14 protein-coding genes are annotated in these 24,199 nt (G+C 39.9%); 7 read left to right on the plus strand and 7 right to left on the minus strand.

Annotation, left to right across the window (positions count from 1 at the left end):
• The first annotated feature begins 54 nt into the window (after window positions 1-54).
• The 4 genes from BQ5338_RS06000 (at window position 55) to BQ5338_RS06015 (ending at window position 8,901) form a co-directional block, all read left to right on the plus strand.
• Entirely contained in the window at window positions 55-2,343 is a 2,289-nt protein-coding gene (locus BQ5338_RS06000) for a family 20 glycosylhydrolase (RefSeq protein ID WP_071145950.1), read from the plus strand.
• A gap of 33 nt (window positions 2,344-2,376) precedes the next feature.
• The gene (locus tag BQ5338_RS06005) at window positions 2,377-4,260 is read left to right on the plus strand and encodes an alpha-L-fucosidase (protein WP_071145951.1); all 1,884 of its coding nucleotides are present in this window, start codon (window positions 2,377-2,379) and stop codon (window positions 4,258-4,260) included.
• A gap of 115 nt (window positions 4,261-4,375) precedes the next feature.
• Window positions 4,376-6,721: a glycoside hydrolase family 3 N-terminal domain-containing protein gene (locus tag BQ5338_RS06010; protein ID WP_071145952.1), complete on the plus strand. Its 2,346-nt coding sequence runs from the start codon at window positions 4,376-4,378 to the stop codon at window positions 6,719-6,721.
• A gap of 47 nt (window positions 6,722-6,768) precedes the next feature.
• A complete protein-coding gene (locus BQ5338_RS06015; RefSeq protein ID WP_071145953.1) occupies window positions 6,769-8,901 on the plus strand; it encodes a GH92 family glycosyl hydrolase in 2,133 nt (710 codons plus the stop codon).
• A gap of 178 nt (window positions 8,902-9,079) precedes the next feature.
• Here BQ5338_RS06015 and BQ5338_RS06020 read toward each other — a convergent pair whose 3' ends face one another.
• The 5 genes from BQ5338_RS06020 to BQ5338_RS06040 form a co-directional block, all read right to left on the minus strand.
• The gene (locus BQ5338_RS06020; RefSeq protein ID WP_071145954.1) at window positions 9,080-10,969 is read right to left on the minus strand and encodes a sialidase/neuraminidase family protein; all 1,890 of its coding nucleotides are present in this window, start codon (window positions 10,967-10,969) and stop codon (window positions 9,080-9,082) included.
• A gap of 200 nt (window positions 10,970-11,169) precedes the next feature.
• Window positions 11,170-12,372 (minus strand): IS4 family transposase, encoded by a 1,203-nt coding sequence (locus tag BQ5338_RS06025; RefSeq protein ID WP_071145038.1) that lies wholly within the window; start codon window positions 12,370-12,372, stop codon window positions 11,170-11,172.
• A gap of 439 nt (window positions 12,373-12,811) precedes the next feature.
• Window positions 12,812-13,993, minus strand: coding sequence for a C1 family peptidase (locus BQ5338_RS06030; RefSeq protein ID WP_071145955.1), 1,182 nt, complete (start codon window positions 13,991-13,993; stop codon window positions 12,812-12,814).
• A 96-nt stretch (window positions 13,994-14,089) separates the two neighbouring features.
• The gene (locus BQ5338_RS06035; protein WP_071145956.1) at window positions 14,090-15,289 is read right to left on the minus strand and encodes a BamG family beta-barrel-assembly machinery protein; all 1,200 of its coding nucleotides are present in this window, start codon (window positions 15,287-15,289) and stop codon (window positions 14,090-14,092) included.
• Window positions 15,286-16,611: a DUF4270 family protein gene (locus tag BQ5338_RS06040; RefSeq protein WP_071145957.1), complete on the minus strand. Its 1,326-nt coding sequence runs from the start codon at window positions 16,609-16,611 to the stop codon at window positions 15,286-15,288. The genes BQ5338_RS06035 and BQ5338_RS06040 overlap by 4 nt, the downstream gene beginning before the upstream one ends.
• A 215-nt stretch (window positions 16,612-16,826) precedes the next feature.
• Here BQ5338_RS06040 and BQ5338_RS06045 point away from each other — a divergent pair, with 215 nt between their 5' ends.
• From BQ5338_RS06045 to BQ5338_RS06055, 3 genes are all read left to right on the plus strand, one after another.
• Window positions 16,827-17,921: a Kelch repeat-containing protein gene (locus tag BQ5338_RS06045; RefSeq protein ID WP_071145958.1), complete on the plus strand. Its 1,095-nt coding sequence runs from the start codon at window positions 16,827-16,829 to the stop codon at window positions 17,919-17,921.
• Window positions 17,902-18,243 (plus strand): DUF4907 domain-containing protein, encoded by a 342-nt coding sequence (locus BQ5338_RS06050; RefSeq protein WP_071145959.1) that lies wholly within the window; start codon window positions 17,902-17,904, stop codon window positions 18,241-18,243. The genes BQ5338_RS06045 and BQ5338_RS06050 overlap by 20 nt, the downstream gene beginning before the upstream one ends.
• Window positions 18,244-18,491: 248 nt before the next feature.
• Window positions 18,492-19,343, plus strand: coding sequence for a patatin-like phospholipase family protein (locus BQ5338_RS06055; protein WP_071146801.1), 852 nt, complete (start codon window positions 18,492-18,494; stop codon window positions 19,341-19,343).
• 89 nt (window positions 19,344-19,432) lie between these two features.
• Here the strand turns inward: BQ5338_RS06055 and nifJ are convergent, their stop codons facing one another.
• The gene (gene nifJ, locus BQ5338_RS06060; protein ID WP_071145960.1) at window positions 19,433-22,978 is read right to left on the minus strand and encodes a pyruvate:ferredoxin (flavodoxin) oxidoreductase; all 3,546 of its coding nucleotides are present in this window, start codon (window positions 22,976-22,978) and stop codon (window positions 19,433-19,435) included.
• A 29-nt stretch (window positions 22,979-23,007) separates the two neighbouring features.
• Window positions 23,008-24,186, minus strand: coding sequence for an ATP-binding protein (locus BQ5338_RS06065; protein WP_071145961.1), 1,179 nt, complete (start codon window positions 24,184-24,186; stop codon window positions 23,008-23,010).
• Between the last annotated feature and the right edge of the window lie 13 nt (window positions 24,187-24,199).

Here is a 24,199-nt window from a genome sequence, read left to right on the forward strand (position 1 = left end):
AATAGGGGATCTTAATCTTGATCTATAGCCAAATGCTTGAATTATTTCGAAAACATGAAGACAAAAATAATAATATCCGCTTTCTTTTCCTTAATCTATATAACGGTGTTTGCCCAGACCAAGTGTGTTGAGCCTGCATTGATTCCTTTTCCTCAAAAGATTGAAATGCTCGACGGGAAGTTTCAATTGTCATCACGAACTCAATTAATAATAAGAGATCAAGGACATTTTGGGAAAGAGGTCTCTTATTTGCAATCGCTTTTGACTCCATTATTGGGAAGGAATCTGAGTGCAGAGCCGGGAGATAATAGTCTAGAGATCGACTACTCCAATCGATTGAAAGAAAATGAAGCGTATGAACTAACGATTACTTCGACGAAAGTGCTTATTGAAGCATCTGACTCGCGGGGACTATTTTATGCTTTACAAACTCTCAGGCAGTTGCTGCCTGAACAGGTAGAGTTAGAGACAAAAGTTAGCGGCACCTTGTCTTTACCGGCGCTCCATATTTTAGATAAACCGGCTTTCGCCTGGCGCGGGACGATGATTGATGTGTCCCGTCACTTTTTCTCCATTGATTATTTGAAGAGGCACATTGATCGCATGGCATTCTATAAAATGAATAAACTGCATCTACATCTGACAGATGATCAAGGGTGGCGTATTGAGATAAAGAAATATCCAGAATTAACCGCTCAAGGTGCTTGGCGCAAATTTAATAATCAAGATACAATCTGTATGAATCTGGCAAAGGAAAATCCTGATTTTGAGATTGATCAGCGCTATATTATCAGTAGAGATAGTCTAAAGCTTTATGGAGGATATTTTACGCAAGACCAAATTCGTGATCTGGTGCAATATGCTGCAGAACGTCATGTTGATATAATTCCCGAGATAGATATGCCTGGCCATATGTTGGCTGCTATTAATGCTTATCCTTACCTTGTTGATGTAAAAAAAGTCGGTTGGGGCAAGTTGTTTTCTACTCCATTATGCCCATGTAAAGAAGATGTTTATACCTTTGTAGAAGATGTATTATCTGAAATTATGGAACTTTTTCCTTCTAAATATATTCATATTGGGGCAGATGAGGTAGATAAGACAACATGGGAAAAGTCGGATCTTTGTAAACAGTTGATGGAGAAAGAGAATATCAAAAGTCTGAATGAACTACAGACTTACTTTGTACATCGTGTTTCTGAATTTGTCAAGTCCAAAGGCAGGCAAGTGATTGCTTGGGACGATGTTCTTGATGGCGATGTGGACTCTAGTATTAATGTAATGTATTGGAGGGGATGGGTAAAGAGCTCACTAGAGAAGGCAGCTCATAAAGGTAACCCCGTAATCATGTCACCTACCAATCCTCTGTATTTTGATTACACGCCCGACAAAAGTAGTCTTAGAGCTGTCTATGATATGAACGTTGTTTATGATGTTTTTTCTGCAAATAAAGCAGAGTCCTTGGTGCAAGGTGCTCAGGCAAATCTGTGGAGTGAGAAGATTCCTTCTGAACAACGGGCCGATTATTTGTTATTTCCTCGGTTGACCGCATTAGCCGAACGTTTGTGGACTAATCAAAACCTGTACGATGGCTATTCAAAACGTCTATTGGCTCATTTTTCTCGTTTAGACGCAATGAAGGTTCATTATCGCTTGCCGGATCTTACCGGATTTGTATTGGAAGGTGTTTTTGTGAAAGAGGCATTGTTTATGGTTAATAATCCACTTCCTCAATTATCCGTTTATTATACTCTGGATGGTTCTATCCCGAATCTTAACTCAAAGAAATTAGAGGGAGCACTGAAAATTAATAAGCCGGTTCAGCTGAAATTTGCTTTGTTGAGTCCGAATGGTGCTAAAGGAGATGTCTATACAGTTAACTATCGTAAGATGTCAATGGCAAAACCAACCAAATTAAGAGAGAAAACGGAAGATGGCTTATCGTGTTCCTTCTATGACGGGTTATTCAACAGTACAAAAAAAATAAAGGAAATCAGAGACAAGGAAATGGTTGTATCGAATGTAGCAGTTCCCAAAGAATTTGTGACTCCTGCGTTTGCTTTGAAATACAAAGGCTATATAAAAGTGCCGGAAACAGGAATATACAGCTTCTATTTTACTTGCGATGATGGTGGAATGCTGTATCTGAATGATCAGGTTATTGTCAATAATGACGGATTGCATTCTGCCATCGAAAAGAGTGGGCAGGCGGCATTGGAAAAAGGAATTCATCCTTTCTGTCTTGATTTTGTTGAAGGTGGCGGAGGCTTTACATTAAAGTTGCAATACAGCTTAAATGGAAGCGTCCCCCAAGATGTGCCTGATAGTTGGTTTATTCATTGATCTAATTTTTTAATAAGAAAAGATATTGTACTAATGAGAAAATATTCACTAATAGTCGCTTTGTTTTTATTCGCATTTAACACCTTAATGCCGGCCTCTACCATTGACACTCCCAAGCCCATTGCACCTATACCTTTGGGTAAACAAGTGAGATGGCAGCAGATGGAGACATTGGCTTTTGTGCATTTTGGGCTAAATACATTCGACGATAAAGAATGGGGATATGGAGATGTTTCTCCGCAGGTATTTAATCCTACAAAACTAGATTGTGAGCAATGGGTTCAGACTTTTCTGAAGGCAGGCATAAAAGAAGTCATCATTACGGCTAAACATCATGATGGCTTTTGTCTTTGGCCAACGCATCTTACTGATTATTGCATTCGTAATGCTCCTTATAAAAATGGAAAAGGTGACATTGTTGGCGAACTGTCTGCAGCATGTAAGAAATATGGCTTGAAATTTGGCGTTTATCTTTCTCCATGGGACAGGCATCAAGCCAATTATGGCACACCTGAATATGTGGAGTACTTCTATAAGCAGCTTAGGGAACTGCTTACGCAGTATGGCAATATTTCTGAGGTTTGGTTTGACGGAGCTAACGGAGGCGATGGATGGTATGGCGGAACAAAAGAAATACGTAGAATAGATAGAAAAACATATTACGATTTTGGACGCGCTTATCGAATGGTGGAAGAACTCCAACCGGAAGCAATTATTTTTTCAGATGGTGGTCCGGGTTGCCGATGGATTGGTAATGAAGAAGGATTTGCCGGAGCAACTAATTGGTCTTTTTTACGATCAACAGAGGTATATCCCGGTTATGAAAACTATCCTGAGTTGCAATATGGGCATGCTGATGGAGATAAATGGGTGCCGGGAGAATGTGATGTCTCGATCAGACCCGGATGGTTCTATCATCCTAATGAAGATGATCGGGTGAAATCCGTAGAGCAATTGGTTGACCTGTATTATCGAAGCGTGGGACATAATGCAAATCTTTTACTTAATTTCCCGATAGATCGGGATGGCTTGATTCATCCAACCGATTCTACCAATGCTGTGAATTATCATCTTCAGATTAAAAAGGAATTATCTCATAATTTATTGGAGGGCATCCATCCTCGTGTTTCGAATGATCGCGGAGGCCAATATTCAGGGAAAGCAGTGACGGATGGCAATTATGATACTTACTGGGCTACAGAGGATAGCGTAACAAAGGCGACTATTGAATTTAATTTGCCGCATAGACAAAGAATAAATAGATTGTTACTACAAGAGTATATTCCACTTGGACAACGGGTGCAATCATTTGTTGTGGAGTATTATATGAATAAACAATGGCATTCGGTGAAGTTGAATGAAGAGACAACAACTATTGGCTATAAACGAATTCTTCGTTTTATAACTGTATCAACGAATCGTATCCGAATTCGCTTTACTGCTGCTCGGGCTTGTTTGTGTATCAATAATATTGAAGTTTTTTATTCTGGCAGTGATTTACTGTTCAATGCTACTAAGGATAAACAAATGGAAATACAGGGATATCCCTGTACACTGCCACAAGTCGATGCTGAACAGATGAAGAAATGCATTGATAGGAACGATAGTACAACCTGCTTTGTGGCTGGAAAGACTGTTCTGATTGATTTGGGCGAGAAGCGATTGATTCATTCTTTTTCCTATTTACCGGATCAGTCTAATAAAGGCCTAATCTCTAACTATGAACTTAGAGTTGGCATGACTGACAATGTGATAGGTCAAGTGATTTCTGCAGGTGAATTTTCTAATATAAGGAATAATCCTGTTTGGCAAAAGGTGTATTTTGCACCGGTATATGCTCGGTACCTAATGTTTAAAGCAACCCGTATGATCAGTGATGATGATCGAATTGGAATAGCAGAGATGAGAGTTGAATGAAAGACAATGATTTGATAATATTTTGAGTTTATTAATTTACACATAGACTTTTTTCCTCTTTCCCCCCTCTTGTGACGAGTGGAGAAAAGTCTTTTATTATTTTAAGGAAGTAATTATGTATAAAAGAAAAATTGTATTGAGCGAGCTTGCATTCTTTTTTTGCTCATTATATCTTTCGGCACAACAGGCTTTTCCTTATAGGAATCCTAATTTATCCGTAGAGATTCGCACAGAGGATCTGCTCCGTCGCATGACTTTGGAAGAGAAAGTGGGACAACTATTATGCCCCTTGGGATGGGAGATGTATGATTTAAAAGGAAACCAGGTAAAGGTCTCTGAACGATTTAAATCTTTAGTAAAGGAAAAACATGCGGGTATGCTTTGGGGCGTTTATAGAGCGGATCCGTGGACAAAGAAAACGTTAGAAAACGGACTGAGACCTGAATCTGCTGCTAAGGCTGGCAACGCTTTACAGAAGTATGTGATTGAAAATACACCTTTGGGTATTCCTCTGTTTTTAGCAGAAGAGGCACCTCACGGTCATATGGCTATTGGTACTACCGTTTTCCCTACCGGTATAGGCATGGCTGCTACTTGGCGCCCTTCTTTGTTAGAAGAAGAGGGGAGGGCTATTGGTAAGGAGATACGTTTACAAGGAGGACATATCAGTTACGGGCCGGTAATCGATTTGGCTCGTGATCCACGATGGTCTCGGGTGGAGGAAACCTTCGGTGAAGACCCTGTTTTGTCAGGCTCTTTGGCTGCTGCTATGGTGAAGGGTCTTGGTGGCGGAAAGCTGAATCAAGCATATGCGACTGTCGCTACATTAAAACATTTTATTGCTTATGGGATACCAGAGGGTGGACAAAATGGCAATCCGTCTTTTGTTGGAAGAAGGGATTTGCTGACTGATTTTTTACCCCCTTTTCGTAAAGCAATACAAGCAGGCGCATTGTCTGTGATGACGTCATACAATTCAATGGACGGGATTCCTACAACAGCTAACCATTATCTATTGACACAATTGCTACATAACGAATGGAACTTCCGTGGTTTCTCTATTTCTGATCTTTACAGTATTGAAGGTCTTCATGCTCAGCACTTTGTTGCTTCTTCAAATGCTGAAGCGGCTGCCATGGCACTTACCGCTGGTCTTGACGCGGATTTGGGAGGGGATGCTTTTGCTACTTTAACTCAGCAGGTGCGTGAAAAGAAGATCGATGAAGCCTTGATTGATACGGCTGTTTGTCGGGTTCTGCGTTTAAAATTTGAGATGGGGCTGTTTGAACATCCTTATGTAAATCCTCAGAAAGCGAAGAAGGAAGTGCGTTCTGCTGAGCATATTCAGTTGGCACGTAATTGTGCTCAACAGTTGATCACTTTATTGAAAAATGAAAAAGAGACTTTGCCACTTTCCAAACAAATTAGTAGAGTGGCTGTTGTGGGTCCTAATGCCGATAATTTATACAATATGCTTGGTGATTATACGGCCCCTCAAGAAGAGAGTAATGTGGTTACGGTTTTGGAAGGGATTAAAAAGAAAATTGGCGCTTCACATGTTGAATACGTTAAGGGGTGTGCTATTCGTGATACGGCTAATTGTGATTTGGAGAAAGCTGTTGATGCCGCTCGTCGTGCTGATGTGGTTATTGCTGTAGTCGGTGGTTCCAGTGCCCGTGATTTTAAAACAAGCTATAAAGAGACCGGAGCTGCAATTACAACTTCTAATGCGGTGAGTGACATGGAGTGCGGAGAGGGATTTGATAGAGGGTCTTTGGGACTTATGGGCAAGCAAATGGATTTGCTCAAAGCGCTCAAAGCCACGGGGAAACCGTTGATTGTGATTTATATTGAAGGACGTCCGCTGGATAAAAACTGGGCGGCCGATCACGCGGATGCTTTACTTACCGCCTGGTATCCCGGACAAGAAGGAGGCGATGCGATTGCAGATGTTTTGTTTGGCGATTATAACCCTGCCGGCCGCTTACCGGTTTCAGTGCCAAGAAACGTTGGACAACTTCCTGTTTATTACAATAAAAAAAATCCGGCTAGCCATGATTATGTTGAAATGTCTTCCGCGCCACTTTATCCTTTTGGATATGGGCTAAGCTTTTCTACTTTTGAGTACTCGAACTTGAAAATATCACAAAAGGCTTCTTCTTGTTTCGAAGTGTCTTTTGATATCAAGAATACAGGGAAATACGACGGTGATGAAGTTGCTCAACTTTATCTTCGGGATGAATATGCATCGGTAGTGCAACCGATGAAGCAACTCAAACACTATCAACGCCTCTTTATAAAAAAAGGAGAAGTAAAACGCGTTTGTTTTCTGCTTACGGAGGAAGATTTCTCCTTGATAAATATAGAAATGAAACGGGTAGTAGAATCTGGCGACTTTCAACTCCAGATAGGAACTTCCTCGAATGATATACGATTAACTGATAAAATAGAAATCAAGTGAATAAGTTTAAATTTGTACAACTAGCCGGGATATTGTTCTGGGGCTTTATGGGTTGTGGGCAACAGGCATTTGCGGCAAAAAGCAAGAATCCCGTTCAGTATGTTGATCCGAGAATCGGTTCCGGCGGACACGGACATGTGTTTGTGGGAGCGAATGTCCCCTTTGGCTTTGTTCAGTTGGGCCCAACAGAACCCGTCAGGGGCTGGGACTGGTGCTCCGGTTACCATTATAGTGATTCTGTTTTGGTTGGTTTCAGCCACTCGCATCTCAGTGGAACAGGTATAGGCGACTTGGGCGATATCACCTTCTTTCCTACCCAAGACCAAAGTCGTGTTTCCTGTTTTAATCATGATCATGAAAAAGTATCGCCGGGATATTATTCGGTTCGTTTATCCCCATCTAATATAAATGTGGAACTCACTGCTACAGCACGAACAGGATTTCATCGATATACCTTTCCTTCAAAAGGAGAGGCGATGGTGGTAGTCGATTTGCAAAAAGGAATTGGTTGGGATCAATGGACCGATAGTCGTTTGGTGCAAGAAAACGATAGTTCGATTTCCGGATATCGTATCTCAACCGGGTGGGCAAAGAATCAACAGGTCTACTTTGCAGCCGTCTTTTCTAAACCGATTCGTCACTTTACAGCTATTAATGATTCTGTTGGTATCTTCTCTTTTATAACGAATGGAGAAAATGATCCACTTTATATTAAGGTTGGTCTTTCTGCTGTTAGTGTAGAGAATGCAAAATTGAACTTGAAAGCTGAGGTTGGCTCACGTCATTTTAATGCAGTGGCCGATAAAGCGAAATCTCTCTGGAACAAAGAGTTGGAGAAGATACAAGTTTCTATGGATAATGATGTTGATAAAAGAATCTTTTATACCGCTTTCTATCATACGATGATTGCTCCATCTGTTTTTTGTGATGTGAATGGAGACTATCGGGGTAGTGATGGAAAGATCTACAGAAAAGCTGATTTTGTGAATTATACCACTTTCTCATTATGGGATACTTATCGGGCTGCACATCCTCTGGCCACGCTGGTCCACCCGGAACGTATGAGAGATTATGCTCAAACGTTACTGGCTATTTTTAGGCAGCAAGGAAAGTTGCCCGTGTGGCATTTGATGGGCAATGAGACGGATTGCATGGTGGGTAATCCCGGCATTCCCGTATTGGCTGATTTGTTATTGAAAGGATTTGTAGCAGATAAAGAAGTGGCCTTTGAGGCTATGAAAACCTCAGCTATGCTTGATGAACGTTCGATGAATTTGCTGAAAGCATATGGTTATATTCCTTATGATAAAGAGCCGACAAACGAAACGACTGCCAAAGGGCTTGAATATGCTTTGGCGGATGGTTGCATAGCACAGGTTGCTCAACAACTGGGTAAGAAGGATGACTATACATATTTTCATCGTAGGAGTCAGTCTTATCAATTTTATTGGGATAAGAGCACACACTTTATGCGTGGTCTTTCATCCACCGGAAGTTTTAGTGAACCTTTCGATCCATTTCTGACCACTCCGGGTAAAGGTGATTATACAGAAGGCAATGCTTGGCAGTATGTATGGCTTGTACCGCATGATGTACATGGATTAATCAATTTGTTTGGAAGTGATGAGGTTTTTACCTCGAAATTAGACTCATTGTTTGAAGTGAAAGGCGATTTAGGAAAAGATGCTGCACCTGACATCTCGGGTTTAATAGGGCAGTATGCGCATGGCAACGAGCCAAGTCACCACATTCTTTATTTATACAACTATGTAGGGAAGCCATACAAGTCAGCTCCGAGATTGCGCGAGGTGATGCACACTTTATATCATGATGCTCCGGATGGTTTGTGCGGTAATGAAGATGTTGGCCAAATGTCTGCATGGTATGTTCTGTCTGCACTCGGTATATATCAGGTGAACCCTGCCGGAGGCGTTTATATCTTTGGTACTCCGATCGTTAATGAAGCTGAATTAGCTGTGGGAGCGAATAAGATTTTTAAGATTATCGCCCATAATAACAGCAAAGAAAATATGTATATTCAGTCTGTAAGGCTCAATCATAAACCTTACACTAAATCTTATATTCATTATAAAGATATTGTAGCGGGTGGTGTGCTTGAGTTTGAAATGGGAAGTCAACCCTCTCTTTCCTTTGGCTTCTCTAAAAAGGATAGACCATAAGGGATTATCTTTCTATCTTTCTCATACATAATACAAAAAGCCTCTCTTCTGCCTTGCTATAGGCTTGAAAAGAGGCTTTTGTTATAGTCTGTAATCCAATCTTTTCGTTATAATATATTCGTACATTTTGTAAATTCAATGATTTCGGGAATACATCCGAAGATTAATCCTTTTCATTTCATTGTTTTAGGCCATTGTTATCTATCGAAGAAGTATGTACTTCGTCTAGATGATAAATGGCTTTTTTTGCAGGCTTATCAGCACCATTTAATGGTTCATAAGGCATTTGGTTAGGGGTTTTTCGATCAGGGTAATTTCTGTAATCACCCGTTCTGAAAGACAATCTTTCTATTGATTTCACCGCTCCCATCAATGACTCATTCTTCAGCTTTTGCTTTCCGTCAATTGATATAGTATATGTTCCTAAGCCTTCAGTGAAAATCTGCATTGCTATTGAATACCATTGTTGGGGGCGATAGGTGCTTATTGTTTTTTTGTTTTCATTTGCGCACACTTTTATTTGGGCATCTTCAAAGATCAATCTGACTGCACAGTCGCCATGTTTGTCAGTAACGTCAATCTGGAAAGTTCCGTTATCTATTTGTTCTGCAAGTACTTTGAATTCAACCGTAGCTTGTTTACTTGCTTTAAATACACAGATAGCTTTGGCGTAATCATAAGGATCTTGATCTTCAAAAGTGAGACTTTTATTTTTTTTAGAGGGGAAATCAGTAACACTTACTTTTGCCCACAGCGGAGAGTAGATATTCCAATTAGGTACAGCACTTGCAGTTTCTAGTTCGTTGAAGTTATCGGAAACAGATTCTTCTGACTCTACTTTTATGGGCAATGGAATACGACTTATCCAGATATCTTCTTTATTAACGCTGTAGGTCACCCACATATTGTTTCCCGGAGGAATCGCTTCTCCTTCAGTGATACCTCTTAAATAATTGGGCCCAAAGTCCTTACAGTCACCATAGTATCTTCTTGGAGGAACTTCTCCGTGTATTACGCCCATGTTGTCGAACAATATTCCGTCATCACTGCTGGTCACAATAAGTGGATATCGGTATTGCTGTGTCTCTATTGGATTGTAGCACATTGCGAAACGACCATCTTTAGTCCTTTGTCCCCAGTTCTTACCTCCTGCCATAATTAGGGTTGATATTTTTCTTGGAGCCGACCAGCTCAATCCATTGTCAGGTGATAATGCTGCAAATGACTTCTTCCACAGAGCTACCACTTCTCCATCCTTGCGATGAAAATAAGACAGTGCTTGTACCGTATTGATGGAATCCTTTATTGAATAAAAACCATCAATACCTCGGTCTTCATCTAACCATTGGAGTGTTTTTAATTTATCTTTGAGTAGTGCATCACACGCTTCGATAAATTCTTTGTCTTTTGATCTTTTATAAAAAGGGTAGGTTGTGTTTGTTTCATTCCACTGCGCTTGACTTTCGTAACGGATGAAATGAATAGGGCCGAAAGTTCCATCTTTATAAGCTTCTCGGACTACACGCCCAATACCTCCTTGTTGAAATGGATTATAAGAATGTCCGTAGAATGCAACAATAAGTAACCGTCCGTTGGGAGCAGTGTAAAAGCCCATGCGCTGATGCATGATGTAGCCTGTGTATCCTTCGGGAATATTTACCCCTTTCGGCGCTTTGTAGGTAGGGAAGATCTCAATTGGTTTTCCCCAGTTTCTTCCATTGTGCGAAGTAACAAGCAGGGTATGCCCCGGAGGTTCTTGTTCATTGATGGGATTGCTTAAGTATTGAAGATAGAAAGTGTTGTTCCAATACGTCAGATTTGGAGCATGATTGTATGTCCAACCAAAGTTATCTGCATATTGCGGATTTGTTCGGTTGGCTCTCAGAACTTGGATGTTCTCCACACCAATGGCGTAGCGCAACGATCCGTCGTGCACATTTGGGTTGGCGACTTCTCCACCAAGATATTTCACTGGTTCACTATTCGTTCCTGTTTGTGCCCAACAACAGATATTAAGTGACAGCATCAAACATGATATCCAGTTCTCTCTTTTGATACTCCAATTCATTTTGTTTTTTTTATCTCTCTATGTTTAATCTATTTGGAATTCAGACAATTGTTATAAATGTAAGGAGATATATCGGATAATGAAATATCTAAAATGGATAAGAATTATTGCTGTCCGGTAAAAATTGAAAAGCATAAAATATCTGTCCGAATTGCCTATAAAAAGGCAGTTCGGCTTTTTCCTTCAAAAAGCAAGCCCTCTTAATCAAAGAGTGTTGGTTCTGGAGGTGATAAACTGGACTGGTTAATGATTCTCAACCATGCTTTTTCCGGATTTTCGCAGAACATATAGAGGTCAATGTAGTACATGAGTGTCTGCCTTATGATTGTTACAAGATTTGAGAAGCTCCATTTCCGTTTAATTCGTTTTCTTATGACAGATAATAGTAAGTTTGCAATAAGTGTTACCCATATCTGTGTTTTGATTGCGTTTACGCTCTCTCCAAAGAAGTATCTGAGTGGAAAATTCTGCTTCAACTGCTTGAACAGGCTCTCTATCTGCCAGCGCCGTAAATAAATGGCAATAATTTCTTCCGGTTCCAACTCAAAGTTATTGGTCAGAAGAACGCTTGAGTACTTCTTCTTTTCCTCCCAATACTCTATCCGACGTGAAACATGTGTTATATCGTCCTTTTTAAGCTCTATCATATGATCGCTTAGTACAACCAGCCCATCTTTATTCACAAGAAAATGGCCGTTAAGAGGGGTGTAGCGTAGGCTTTTCTTCATTTTGGTTACATAAAAGACTCCGTTGTCTGTTAATTCTTGAAAGACCTTATAGTCTATATATGCCCTATCCATGGCTATGAATGCCCCATTTGTCAGTTTTAGTTTAGTAAGCATAACATGATCGTGAGTTGCTGCCGATGTGAAATGAATGTTATAAGGTACTCCTTCCTCGGCTTTGAGCACAGTGTGAACCTTTATGCCTCCTTTCTTCTTTCCATGCTTGGGATTGCGGCCTACACCTTTCAAAACGTTTGAAAACAGTGTTATTGTAGTAGAATCCATGATGTGCAGCAAGCGCTCCCAAGCCTTGTCCGTTCGGCTGTCCGCTAAATCATTTTTGTATTTCCGGTATAGGGAGAAATATATCTGCTCAAAGAACTCATTACTGCGCCTATTGTTGGCTTCTGCCAAAGTGCTGCGTTTTACCATGTAATCTATGCCTAGGTGATTGATCTTATTTGCCTCAGAGAGCATTCCTATTACGATTTCACGTAGAGAATCATAGCGCATCAGCACGGCGTAGAGCATTATTACAAAGTGAGAGTAGCCGTCTAGCTTCTTCACATAGCGCTCATGCAAACCTTTTCGGCTTATTCTTGCAATTTCTTGGCTATCGATCAATTTTAATAGCTGCGCATAAAGCGGCTGTCCGGTAAAATATGTATTTTTGCCCATAGATTTTCCTTTTAGGTGTGGTAACTGCAAAGGAAAGAAAAAGGGCTGGATTCCAAGAGAGGAAAACAGCCCTAATTTTTTGGTCCACTAATTTTTACCGGACAGCAATAGATAAGAATATATCTTAAACAAACAAATCAGCTTCATCATTTAGATGTATGCTTTTTATGTGGATAGTTTGTTATTTTATATGCATCTGTCTTGTCTCAAATAGAACTATCCTTATTCGTTTTTTATATTACTCTGATACCTAACTTATAATTTGTTAAGTCGAGATATTCAATGTGTTGATGTAACTGATTGTGGTTGGAGGAGTTATGTAGAAGATACAAAATGGGGTGAGATATCATTTTTGGAGGGGGCAATAATGAACAAAAAAGCAGTAGATTCAGATTTATCTGAATCTACTGCTTTTTTGTTTTAAGAAGATTAGAAACGATTACTTAATCCCTAGTTTCTTAGCTATTTCTTTGGGCAGTGCATCTTTGTGAACTAAGATATTCATGGTTTTGTACTTCACAAAAGCTTTTGAAGCATACCATGTTCCCTTATACTTATTTTTGGTTCCCCAAGAGTTCTTCACCATATAGTATTCTTTTCCTGTTTGATCTTTGGCTATACCGTAAATCAACATTCCATGATCATCAGTGGTTTCCCAATTGTCAAAGCCTACCTGACGCATCTCTTGTGTGATCTCTTTTTCAATGCTTGGCTTTAAGGCTAGTTCCTTTTGCTTATCAGCTAAAGGTAATCCTGTCCAACGAGCCATGTCTGAACCAGAGAGATCGGCGCGATTTACATCAGGAACAACAGCGATGCCATTGCGTGTAAATCCTGACTCACTAACATCACTACCCCATGCAACGGTAAAACCTTTATTAATAGCATTATCTATTACAGCCATAAATTCATCTATTGGCAGATTCCATGATTCTCCATTGCGCCAATTATCTTGAATCTCAAGAGCAAATTTTTTATAGAATGGATGATGAATATAAGAGGTTATTGACACATAGTCATCTGTATTCAACTCTAATGATTGTTCAAACGTCAGTGGAGTGTATTCTTTACCTTTATAAGTAAACTTCTCGGGGCATTGGCCTAAATAAGTATCATAAATGGCATTTATTCCGTTTTCCCATACAGGGGTTAGCTTAGTTAGCTTGCCTTTGGCAATGGCATTCATATAACCTTCTGCTACAGCATCCAATTCGTTATGTACAGGCAATGTATCACCATACATAATTCCGTTCATTACTGTTTGTGGCACTAACCCGTAGTTTTTCATACAATAAACCACATCGTAGAAGCTGCCTCCTGGAGAGAACGAACTATCTCCATGCAGGCGTACATAGTGTTCGGCACGATCAGTCATAGTGCGGTGTACAACATACATTTCAGAGAAATCATATTCACCTTTTCCTAAGCGTAGCAATTCTGATTCAAAAAAGCCAAGACTTGAGAAACTCCAACACGTACTAGAGCGATTCTGGTTTTTAATGGAAGTAATGGGGTTCTCCTTTACGGTAGTGAAAACAAAGCCTTCTTCCTTTTTGCTATCTTGAGCTAAAAGGTTGAGGCTTAACAACCCTAAAGTTGCAATAAGTACTATCTTCTTCATTCTAATGTATATATATGTTTATTTATGCGGCAAAGATACATTAATTATCTTTTCTGAGTCGCATTTTAGCATAAAAAGGATGAAAAGAGAATATGGTTATTTTAATTTTCCCCTATAAGTGCGTTCGCTAAAAGAAAGATTAAAGTAGAGTGCTACACTTTGTTCGTGTGGCATTCCTTTAACTACTTTTGTTTGATCGCCATATTTTACTCCTAAAGATAGTATATTTTTGTTTCGAAGAGTGAGTCCTAATCCAGTACTAACAAAGTAATTAGTTACTTTATTGCTTTTAATTATTAGGTATGAATTGCCAATGCCTCCACCAAGCATAAATCTAACAGGATTTTTATAAGGACTACCTAATATATATGACAATCCAGCTTTTACGCTTTGTTGATTTGCAAAGCTGACGATGGCTCTAGAAGATTTCATTTTACTCCATTCTGTATATTTATAATCAGCAGAAAAAGTCCACTTTAAAGAGTTGTAAGCTAAACCTAGACCGAAGAATTGTGGCATATACTGTTTAACTGTATGCTCAGACTCGTCTATGCTTTCGCCTCCAGTACTACTACTGACAGCTAGACTATTGTCTTGTGTTAAGGGTTGAGAATAGCCATAAGTAGCTCCTATAACTATGTCTTTATTTTTTTCTATAGGTAGCTTATACTGTAAACCCAAGTCGGCATAAAAAGTATTCTTATAGGAGGTACTTGTTTGACTTGCAGTACCATTGGTTTCTGTTTCAGTGATAGTACCTGTAATATAAGATAAGTTGACTCCTAGTGAGAAGCGTTTACCGATTAAGAATGCATTGCTTAAATTGATTCTTGAAAGCCCACCCTCGCCCTCAAAATATGAGGAAATGGTAGCAGTGGTTCCTACTACTTGCTGATCGAGTGAAATACCGTATCCGACACTACTTACCGGTGAAATGGAAACCGCAGTGTACCATCGTGGGAGCATCCGGAATCCTACTCCTAAATTATTTATATTACCAACCTTTGATCTATTTGTACTTGCTGATTGATGATATCGTTTATATGCGCCCATCACGCCTACTTCTATGGTGAACTTTAGACTATCTAGTTCTGTCAGTGCAGCAGGATTAGTCGCATTCAAAAAACTATTTCCTCGCAGTGCTATGCCAACGCCTCCCATTCCCGAAAATTGTCCACCATCTCCTGTCGATATTTCGCCGATGCCAAACATTGAAGTCGGTGAGTTAGTAGTATTTTGTGCAGTTATTGAACTCAAAGCACAGATGGCAAATATAGTAAATAGTATTTTTCTCATTGTTCGTTATGTGTTTTGTATATCACTGCCAACTTTACTCTGCTAGTTTTGTGGTCGGCATCTCCAAATGTAACTCCATTTAATGTCGTAAGGAATGAACTGTTAGGGAGCATCAACATCAGTTTTTGTCTGTTGTCCCCAATAGTGCCTAGATTAGTTTGCATGAATGAAGTAAGATCAAAAGTATAGTAAGTGCCATTGTAACTTGCCTTGTTTATAACTAAACTTCCATCCTGTACATTTGTCCCATAAGAGTCAGTAATACTAGATTGAGTTAGGTTCTTACTATTAGCAGTATACATGGTTAGTGCGGTCGGCAATGGCATTGTTGTTCCATAAGTGCCTTGAACCGGATATAAATATAGAACAGCGCTTTCAATGGTGACCATATCTCCTTGTGACCGTAGATTATTTAAATACGGGAATTCTATTTTTGTGTATGTACCTGTCATTCCTTGTATGAAGGCCTGATTGTCACTTTTGGTGGAAGATAATGCGTTTGAGGTACCTGCTTTTAAATTTTTTAGAGGGGAATCACTTCGGTCGTGAACGATACGGCCGAAAGAAAGAGTGGAACTTGGTGTAAATGTTGTTGTTAAGTCAACAGGAGATGATTCCATTCTGCGATAATATAGGGTTATGCAAAGGCTCGAACTGTTAACGGCAAAGCCACTGATACAATTATCGTTACTATCTGGAACAAAAACAATTCCTTTGAGATAATTTCTAAAATATTCTTGAGAGCTTACCGATATTGATCTATTTTTCATTAGAGTGAATAGCTCTTCTCCAAATGCATCTGGCAAACGTACTTCCAACTCCTTCTTCCTTTTGGGTTCGTTCTTGAATGTTAAGGTAGCAAATGATTCTGAATCATAAGGGACGGTTGAGTGATTATATAGATATCCCTCATCATCAAAACTTATATTCTTCTTTAGGCGATGCATATAAATATGTTGAGGCGTACTCAATGTATCTCCTACATAATCTCCTGTCGGTTTAAGTGTAATAGTAATGGAATCAAACCGATAAGTAGTTCCTTGACTAAAACTATTTGATGCTACATTATATTCTGCATAAAATGAGGACTTTATATCTCCCCAGAGTGAATTGTTATAATGTCCTAACTGACAAAGTGTATCGCTGGAGGTGGCGACAGAGTCAGCTAAAATAGTGCTTAATTCTACTGTGCAAGTATCTGTTTGCACATTATTAAAAGAGCTTGTAAGCCACTTACTTCCTGCACTGTTTACTTCGTCTCTGCAGGAGGTAATAAGCAAGACAAATAAAAAAGATGAAAAGATCCAAATTTTGGGATTCATTCTACTAATAGTTGAGGTTTACGATTCGGCAAAAGAAGCTATTTACTCTTCGCAGACCAAAAGTTATCGACGGATTTCCTTTTTTTATCGACTATATTGTGTTTTATAGTGTTTTGTAGATAGAAATAGGCTATTCGTCGATTCTTTTTTTTAGCTATTGGTTTCCCACCTACATTTGCGACTCAATAATTAACCATTAAAACCGTATAGAAAAGATGAATGTAACAGTTTGGAATTCAACCAAAAAAATGATACTCGCTTTATTTTTGTTGTGCATGATAATGCCTTTTTTTAGTTCGTGCACGAGCGATGATGATTACACTGTAGGAGTATGGTATAAGCGTGCGGCTCTTGATGGTCCGGTTAGAGGCTATGCGGCAGCATTTACTATTGGACATAAAGGGTATCTTGCTACAGGTTATAATGCGAGTGCGACGGAACCTTTTCTAAACGATCTATGGGTATATGATATAGATGGTAATTATTGGACACAATTAGCTGACATGCCGACAGCAGCTAGTTACCGTAATAAAGCTGTAGGCTTTACTGTTGGGGAGAAAGGATACATTACAACTGGAATTGGTGACGATAATGTTTGTATGAAAGATACGTGGGAGTATAACCCTTCTACTGATGCGTGGACGCAGCAAGATGATTTTGCTGGTGGTCTTCGTTATGGTGCACTTGCTTTTAACATAGGTAATTATGCTTATGTTGGAACTGGATTTGATACTTCAAATTATAAAAAAGATTTTTATAGATTTGATCCAACTGCGGCTAATGGATCTCAGTGGACAGTTGTTACCGGCTTATCCGTAGATAAAAGAATGTTTGGTACGGCCTTTGTCATTGATAATGTAGCCTATATTGTTGGTGGTGTAGCTAATAGTGTATGCCCAACAGACTTTTGGAGCTATAATCCATCAACTGGTGTCACTACAGAGTTGAGAGATATTGCTGATGTAAATTCTGATGAAGACTATGATGACGATTATGATAACATAGCTCGTTCTGGCGCAGTTAGTTTCGTTATAGATGGGAAAGGGTACTTTGTTACGGGTGATCGTAATAGTAGCTTAAAATCAGATTATTGGATTTATGATCCTGCTACAGATTTATGGTCAGGAGATAGCGATGATGATTATACTCCTTTTGCTCTATTAAATTCAGGCAATCAAGGTTCTTCACGCACGAGTGCTGTAAGCTTTTCCACTGGAAAGAGAGGTTTTGTAGTGACTGGAGCCGCTGGTAGTAGTAGCTATCTTGATGACATGTATGAATTATCTCCTTATGAAAATCGTGACGAATAAGAAAATTTATATTCCTCTGTTATTGCTTGTAGCAGTTGTTTCCGTAGTACTTTTTTATTATAAGCATCAAGATAAACATGCTTATCAGATTGAAGTGGTGAAGGTAGAACCAAATGGATACGGATATAAAATATTGAAAGGAAAGCAGACTGTTGTTTATCAACCTTTTGTGCCTGCCTTAGGAAATAAACAGACCTTCTTATCTGAAGAAGATGCTGCTAAGGTTGCCCAACTGGTCAGAGATCATTTTGAAGCTGGAGAAAATCCTTCTATATCAAAAGATGATATTCACAGACTGCAATTATCAGGTTATAAAGAATAGATAATAGATTATTTCTAGAATATAAGCCACGCATCATCTGTAACTAGTCTCTAGTTTGCAGGGTGCGTGGTTTTCTTTTTCTGATAAAAAGAGCTATAACGAACAAAAAATTCACTTATTTTGCTCTCTAAATTAATCTGTAATTCTTCTCCTTCGTGCAGAAAGAAAAAAGGAATTATATCACTTATGTTATTATGTTGTTTCTCTTGGGAGGGTATCATCAGAGACAGAATAGATAAACAATGAACATGAATATTGATAGAACTACCGGACTAGTACTTGAAGGAGGTGGAATGCGTGGTGTTTTCACTTGTGGAGTGCTGGACCTTTTTATGGATCATAACATCCGCTTCCCTTATACAATTGGAGTTTCTGCCGGGGCATGCAATGGATTGTCATACATGTCACACCAGCGGGGAAGAGCTAAGTATAGTAATATTGATTTGTTAGATAAGTATAACTATATTGGTCTCAAGCATTTACTTAGAAAACGAAATATCATGGACTTCGATTTGTTGTTCACTGAGTTTCCAGAGCACATTCTTCCGTATGACTATGACACTTATTTCTCTTCGCCTGAGCACTATGTGATGGTTACCACCAATTGCTTAACGGGTGAAGCCAATTACTTTGAAGAGAAACATGATAAGAAAAGATTAATTGATATAGCCAAGGCTTCGAGTAGCCTACCCTTTGTCTGTCCGATCGCATTGGTCGATGATACACCGATGCTAGATGGAGGTGTTGTCGATTCCATTCCTTTACTTCATGCCATCGAAGACGGGTTTACTCAAAATGTGGTGGTGCTTACTCGTAATCGGGGTTATCGCAAAGAGGTAAAAGATATCAAAGTTCCTTCTTTCTTCTATCATAAATACCCCAAGTTACGTGAAGCATTTAGCCGTAGGAATGCTGTTTATAATGAACAGTTGGAACTGGTGGAACGAATGGAAGATGAAGGACGGATTACTGTAATACGTCCGTTGAATCCCGTGAATGTGGATCGTATTGAACGAAATGTAAAGAAACTTACGGTCTTCTATGAAGAAGGTTATCGTTGCGCAGAAGAAGTTTTAAAAAAGAATATTCCGATCTTGTAAGAGTGTTTATTTTTCTCGTTTTATATTCTTTGAATTAAAAAAGGGACGTCCATTCGGGCGCCCCTTTTTATTATATTATAATCGATTGATTATTCAGCATCTTTTCCCCAAGCTTGGTTGGCCAGACGTTTGTAGTTGCCATATCTCCACTTAGCGTTATCTTCTGCAGCTTTGAATAGTTCAGCAGCTTCAGTAGGACATTGCTTCATTACAGAGCTGTAACGTACTTCACCCTTCAAGAAGTTTTGGAATTCATCCCAGTTTGGCTCTTTCGAATCAAGCAAGAATGGGTTCTTTCCTTCTGCCTCCAAAGCAGGATTGTAACGCCACAAGTGCCAGTAACCGCACTTAACAGCATCGTCTTGCTCTTCCTGAGCTTTGCCCATACCGGCTTTCAAACCGTGGCTGATACATGGAGAATAAGCGATGATAAGTGATGGTCCGGGATATGCTTCTGCTTCGCGGATAGCTTTCAGTGTTTGAGCTTGGTCGGCACCCATTGCAATTTGTGCAACGTATACGTAACCGTAAGTAGTAGCCATCAGACCAAGGTCTTTCTTACGTACTCTCTTACCTGAAGCAGCAAACTTAGCGATAGCACCTACCGGAGTCGATTTAGATGACTGTCCACCCGTGTTTGAGTAAATCTCAGTGTCAAGTACTAAGATGTTTATATCTTTACCACTGGCAATTGCGTGGTCAAGGCCACCATAACCGATGTCATAAGAAGCACCGTCACCACCAATGATCCATTGAGAACGTTTCACTAGGTAGTGTTTCAAAGAAGCAATTTCTTTGCAATGTTTGCAATCGCAAGCCTCTACCAATGGAACGATCTTTTCAGTCAGTTCTTTGGTCTTATCAGCATTAAGCATATTCTCTACCCATTCACTGAATAAAGCTTTTAACTCATCTGAGCAGCAATCTGACGCCTGAGCTTCAGTCATCAATCTTGCAATACGAGCACGCATCTTTTCGTTAGCAAGTTCCATACCCATACCGAATTCGCAGAAGTCTTCGAACAATGAATTAGCCCAAGCAGGTCCTTGTCCGTCTTCATTTGTAGTATAAGGAGTAGCAGGTACTGAACCAGAGTAGATAGATGAACATCCAGTAGCGTTGGCCACCATTTCGCGGTCACCAAACAACTGAGTGATCAGTTTCACATAAGGAGTTTCACCGCAACCAGAGCAAGCTCCTGAGAACTCGAACAATGGAGTTGCAAACTGAGAATTCTTCACGTTAGACTTAACATCTACCAGGTGTTGTTTGCTCTTCACTGTGTCAACACAATATTCCCAGTTAGGAACTTCTTTTAATTGAGATTCCAAGTGCTTCATAGTCAAAGCCTTGCCACCCTTTTTTGGGTTACCCGGACATACATCAACACAGTTGTTGCAACCCAAGCAGTCAAGAGCACTCACCTGAATACGGAAAGTCATATCAGCAAATTGTTTACCAACAGCCTTCAGTGTTGTAAAGTTAGCCGATTTTTGTTCTTCTGTATCGAGAACGAATGGACGGATACAAGCGTGAGGACAAACATAAGCACACTTATTACATTGGATACAGTTTTCGGGTTCCCATTCAGGAACGAAAGCTGCAACGCCACGTTTTTCGTACTTAGCTGTTCCTTGTTGCCATGTTCCGTCTTCAATACCTTTGAAAGCAGAAACAGGAAGTAAGTCACCATCTTGTGCATTTACAGGATAAACAACTTCGTTAATAAATGCCGGGTGATTATTCTTTGCTTCACTTTCGTCAGACAAGTTAGCCCAAGAAGGATCTACAGTCATTTGTTTGTATTCGCCACCACGATCTACAGCTGCGTAGTTCTTGTTGATCACATCTTCACCCTTCTTGCCGTAAGATTTCACAATGAATTTCTTCATTTGTTCAACAGCCAGATCAACAGGGATTACAGCTGTGATACGGAAGAATGCAGATTGAAGAATCGTATTGGTACGGTTGCCCAAACCAATTTCTTGTGCTATCTGTGTAGCGTTGATATAATAAACAGTAATATTATTCTTAGCAAAATTACGTTTTACTTTATTTGGCAGATTCTTGGCCAACTCTTCATCATTCCAGATTGTGTTCAGCAAGAAAGTACCGTTCTTCTGCAAACCGCGAGTTACGTCGTACATTTTTAGGTAAGCCTGTACGTGGCATGCTACGAAGTTTGGAGTGTTTACCAAATAAGTAGAGCGGATAGCAGTATTACCAAAACGAAGGTGAGAACAAGTAAAACCACCTGATTTCTTCGAGTCATAAGAGAAATATGCCTGGCAATATTTGTCAGTATTGTCTCCGATGATCTTCACCGAGTTCTTGTTTGCGCCCACGGTACCATCAGCACCTAAACCGTAGAATTTAGCTTCGTACATACCTTCACCACCTAAAGCGATTTCTTCTTTCATCGGTAGAGAAGTAAATGTTACATCATCTACAATACCGATTGTGAAATGGTTCTTTGGTAATGGCAATGCAAGGTTCTCGAATACAGAAAGAATCTGCGCAGGAGTTGTATCTTTAGAAGAAAGGCCATAACGTCCACCAACGATAACCGGAGCGTTTTCTGTTCCGTAGAAGCAGTCTTTAACGTCCAAATATAGAGGTTCTCCGTTAGCACCCGGTTCTTTTGTTCTGTCGAGTACTGCAATGTTTTTAACCGTTTTAGGCACGGCACCAAGGAAATGCTTAGCAGAGAATGGGCGGTACAAGTGTACAGAAACCAAACCTACTTTCTCTCCTAGAGAAGTTAAGTGGTCGATAGCTTCGCGAGCAGCTTCAGTAACAGATCCCATAGCGATAATAACACGCTCAGCATCTTCAGCTCCGTAGTAATCGAATAAGTTATGTTTGCGGCCTGTGATTTTCGCGATTTCATTCATATATTCCTCTACGATAGCAGGAACATCCTCGTAGAAAGAGTTAGCTGCTTCTCTGTGTTGGAAGTATACATCAGGGTTTTCGGCCATACCACGTGCTACTGGAGCAGATGGGTTAAGGGCACGTTTGCGGAATTCAGCTAAAGCATCTTGATCGATCAGCGGAGCCAAATCCTCGTTTTCCAACATTTCAATCTTTTGAATTTCGTGTGATGTACGGAATCCGTCGAAGATGTTCATGAAAGGGATGCGAGATTTCAGTGTAGCTAAATGCGATACACCTGAAAGGTCCATCACCTCTTGTACAGAACCTTCTACCAACATAGCAAAACCTGTCTGGCGAGCAGCCATTACATCTTGGTGATCTCCGAAGATAGACAGTGCTTGAGTTGCCAATGCGCGTGCCGATACGTGGAACACACATGGGAGCAATTCACCTGAAATCTTATACATATTCGGAATCATCAAAAGAAGACCCTGAGAAGCTGTATAAGTAGTAGTCAATGCGCCAGCCTGAAGTGAACCATGAAGAGCACCTGCGGCACCGCCTTCTGATTGCATTTCCTGCACCAATACTGTTTCGCCGAAGATGTTCTTACGTCCTGCGGCAGCCCATTCGTCTACGTATTCGGCCATAGTCGAAGATGGAGTGATAGGATAAATCGCAGCTACTTCCGAGAACATATACGAGATATGCGCAGCAGCCTGATTACCATCACAAGTGATGAATTTCTTCTTAGTCATAACTAAATTATTATTTTAAGTAAAAGATATTAATACAAAAAGCCGAATATCCAGAGTGGTATCTGGTTACCGCGGCCTATTTCCGCTTTGTGCATGGCATACGTCACGTTCGAGCTATTCTTTATTTTAGATCCATCGCAGCATATTTTAAACGGCATTGTTTCATCCACCAAAAAGGAGGAATTCTTATCGCCTTTATGTAACTTATGGTCCTTATACATTGTGTTAAGAAAGAATGTGTCGAGTACATCCTGTTCATCTACATTCAGAGGATAGATGGAATACATCAGATTGGTGTTGTGTAGCATGATCTTTGATGGCTTCTTTGGAAATTCTTCTCCCCGTGGATAGACCATGTTGATCATTCGTGCATCAGCAAGGTATTTGATGTAGTTCATCACCGTTGCCCGTGATGTCTGTATGTCACTAGCCAATTGGCTTACGTTGGGTGCTTTGGGACCCTCTACAGCCAGTAAGTATAATAGTTTCTTTATCTTTGAGAGATATTTCAGCTCTATCTGTTTGATCAGTAGTATATCTACTTCTACCATCATATTCATGGTCTTCAATAGATTCTCGGAGAAATTGCGTTTCTCGAGGAAAAAAGGATAGAAGCCATGGTGCAGATAATCTTGAAAATAGTCTAATGGTTTAACTTTCGAAAGTATGCCTTTGGCTATCTGTTCGTGATTGTTGATTATCTCTTCGAGTGTATATGATCTGAATCTCATTCCTGTTTGGAGATTCAGAAATTCACGAAAAGAAAACCCTCTTAAATTGTAACTTTTTACAATATCTCCCAAATCAAGGTTTTCTTCTTTCAGTCTCATCACAGATGAGCCAGTGAAAACAATCTTTAGATTAGGAAAACGATCGTAGCACATGCGCAATTCTTTGCTCCATCCATCGTATTTAAAGACCTGGTCGATAAGTAACACTTTTCCTCCATGGCGGTGGAATTCACTAACGAAATCGACGATCGTATTTCCGGAGAAATAGAAATTGTTCATGTTGATAAAGAGGCAAGAACGGTCTGTACCGAACTTCTCTTTGGCGTACTGAAGCAAAAAAGTCGTTTTTCCTACTCCTCGAGTTCCTTTAATACCTATGAGACGGTCGTTCCAATCTATTTCATCCATCAGATCGCGACGTACAGGGGCATTGGTGTGCTCTACAAGATAAGTGTGTGTACGGTAGAATGCTTCCATTTATTCAATAGTT

The organism is Bacteroides ihuae (assembly GCF_900104585.1).
GTDB classification, from domain to species: domain Bacteria; phylum Bacteroidota; class Bacteroidia; order Bacteroidales; family Bacteroidaceae; genus Bacteroides; species Bacteroides ihuae.

What these genes read in the sequence shown, in the direction of transcription:
- BQ5338_RS06000 (WP_071145950.1), top strand. Translation starts at nt 55, where the DNA reads ATGAAGACAAAAATAATAATATCCGCTTTCTTTTCCTTAATCTATATA.
- BQ5338_RS06005 (WP_071145951.1), top strand. Translation starts at nt 2,377, where the DNA reads ATGAGAAAATATTCACTAATAGTCGCTTTGTTTTTATTCGCATTTAAC.
- BQ5338_RS06010 (WP_071145952.1), top strand. Translation starts at nt 4,376, where the DNA reads ATGTATAAAAGAAAAATTGTATTGAGCGAGCTTGCATTCTTTTTTTGC.
- BQ5338_RS06015 (WP_071145953.1), top strand. Translation starts at nt 6,769, where the DNA reads ATGGGTTGTGGGCAACAGGCATTTGCGGCAAAAAGCAAGAATCCCGTT.
- BQ5338_RS06020 (WP_071145954.1), bottom strand. Translation starts at nt 10,969, where the DNA reads ATGAATTGGAGTATCAAAAGAGAGAACTGGATATCATGTTTGATGCTG.
- BQ5338_RS06025 (WP_071145038.1), bottom strand. Translation starts at nt 12,372, where the DNA reads ATGGGCAAAAATACATATTTTACCGGACAGCCGCTTTATGCGCAGCTA.
- BQ5338_RS06030 (WP_071145955.1), bottom strand. Translation starts at nt 13,993, where the DNA reads ATGAAGAAGATAGTACTTATTGCAACTTTAGGGTTGTTAAGCCTCAAC.
- BQ5338_RS06035 (WP_071145956.1), bottom strand. Translation starts at nt 15,289, where the DNA reads ATGAGAAAAATACTATTTACTATATTTGCCATCTGTGCTTTGAGTTCA.
- BQ5338_RS06040 (WP_071145957.1), bottom strand. Translation starts at nt 16,611, where the DNA reads ATGAATCCCAAAATTTGGATCTTTTCATCTTTTTTATTTGTCTTGCTT.
- BQ5338_RS06045 (WP_071145958.1), top strand. Translation starts at nt 16,827, where the DNA reads ATGAATGTAACAGTTTGGAATTCAACCAAAAAAATGATACTCGCTTTA.
- BQ5338_RS06050 (WP_071145959.1), top strand. Translation starts at nt 17,902, where the DNA reads ATGAAAATCGTGACGAATAAGAAAATTTATATTCCTCTGTTATTGCTT.
- BQ5338_RS06055 (WP_071146801.1), top strand. Translation starts at nt 18,492, where the DNA reads ATGAATATTGATAGAACTACCGGACTAGTACTTGAAGGAGGTGGAATG.
- nifJ (WP_071145960.1), bottom strand. Translation starts at nt 22,978, where the DNA reads ATGACTAAGAAGAAATTCATCACTTGTGATGGTAATCAGGCTGCTGCG.
- BQ5338_RS06065 (WP_071145961.1), bottom strand. Translation starts at nt 24,186, where the DNA reads ATGGAAGCATTCTACCGTACACACACTTATCTTGTAGAGCACACCAAT.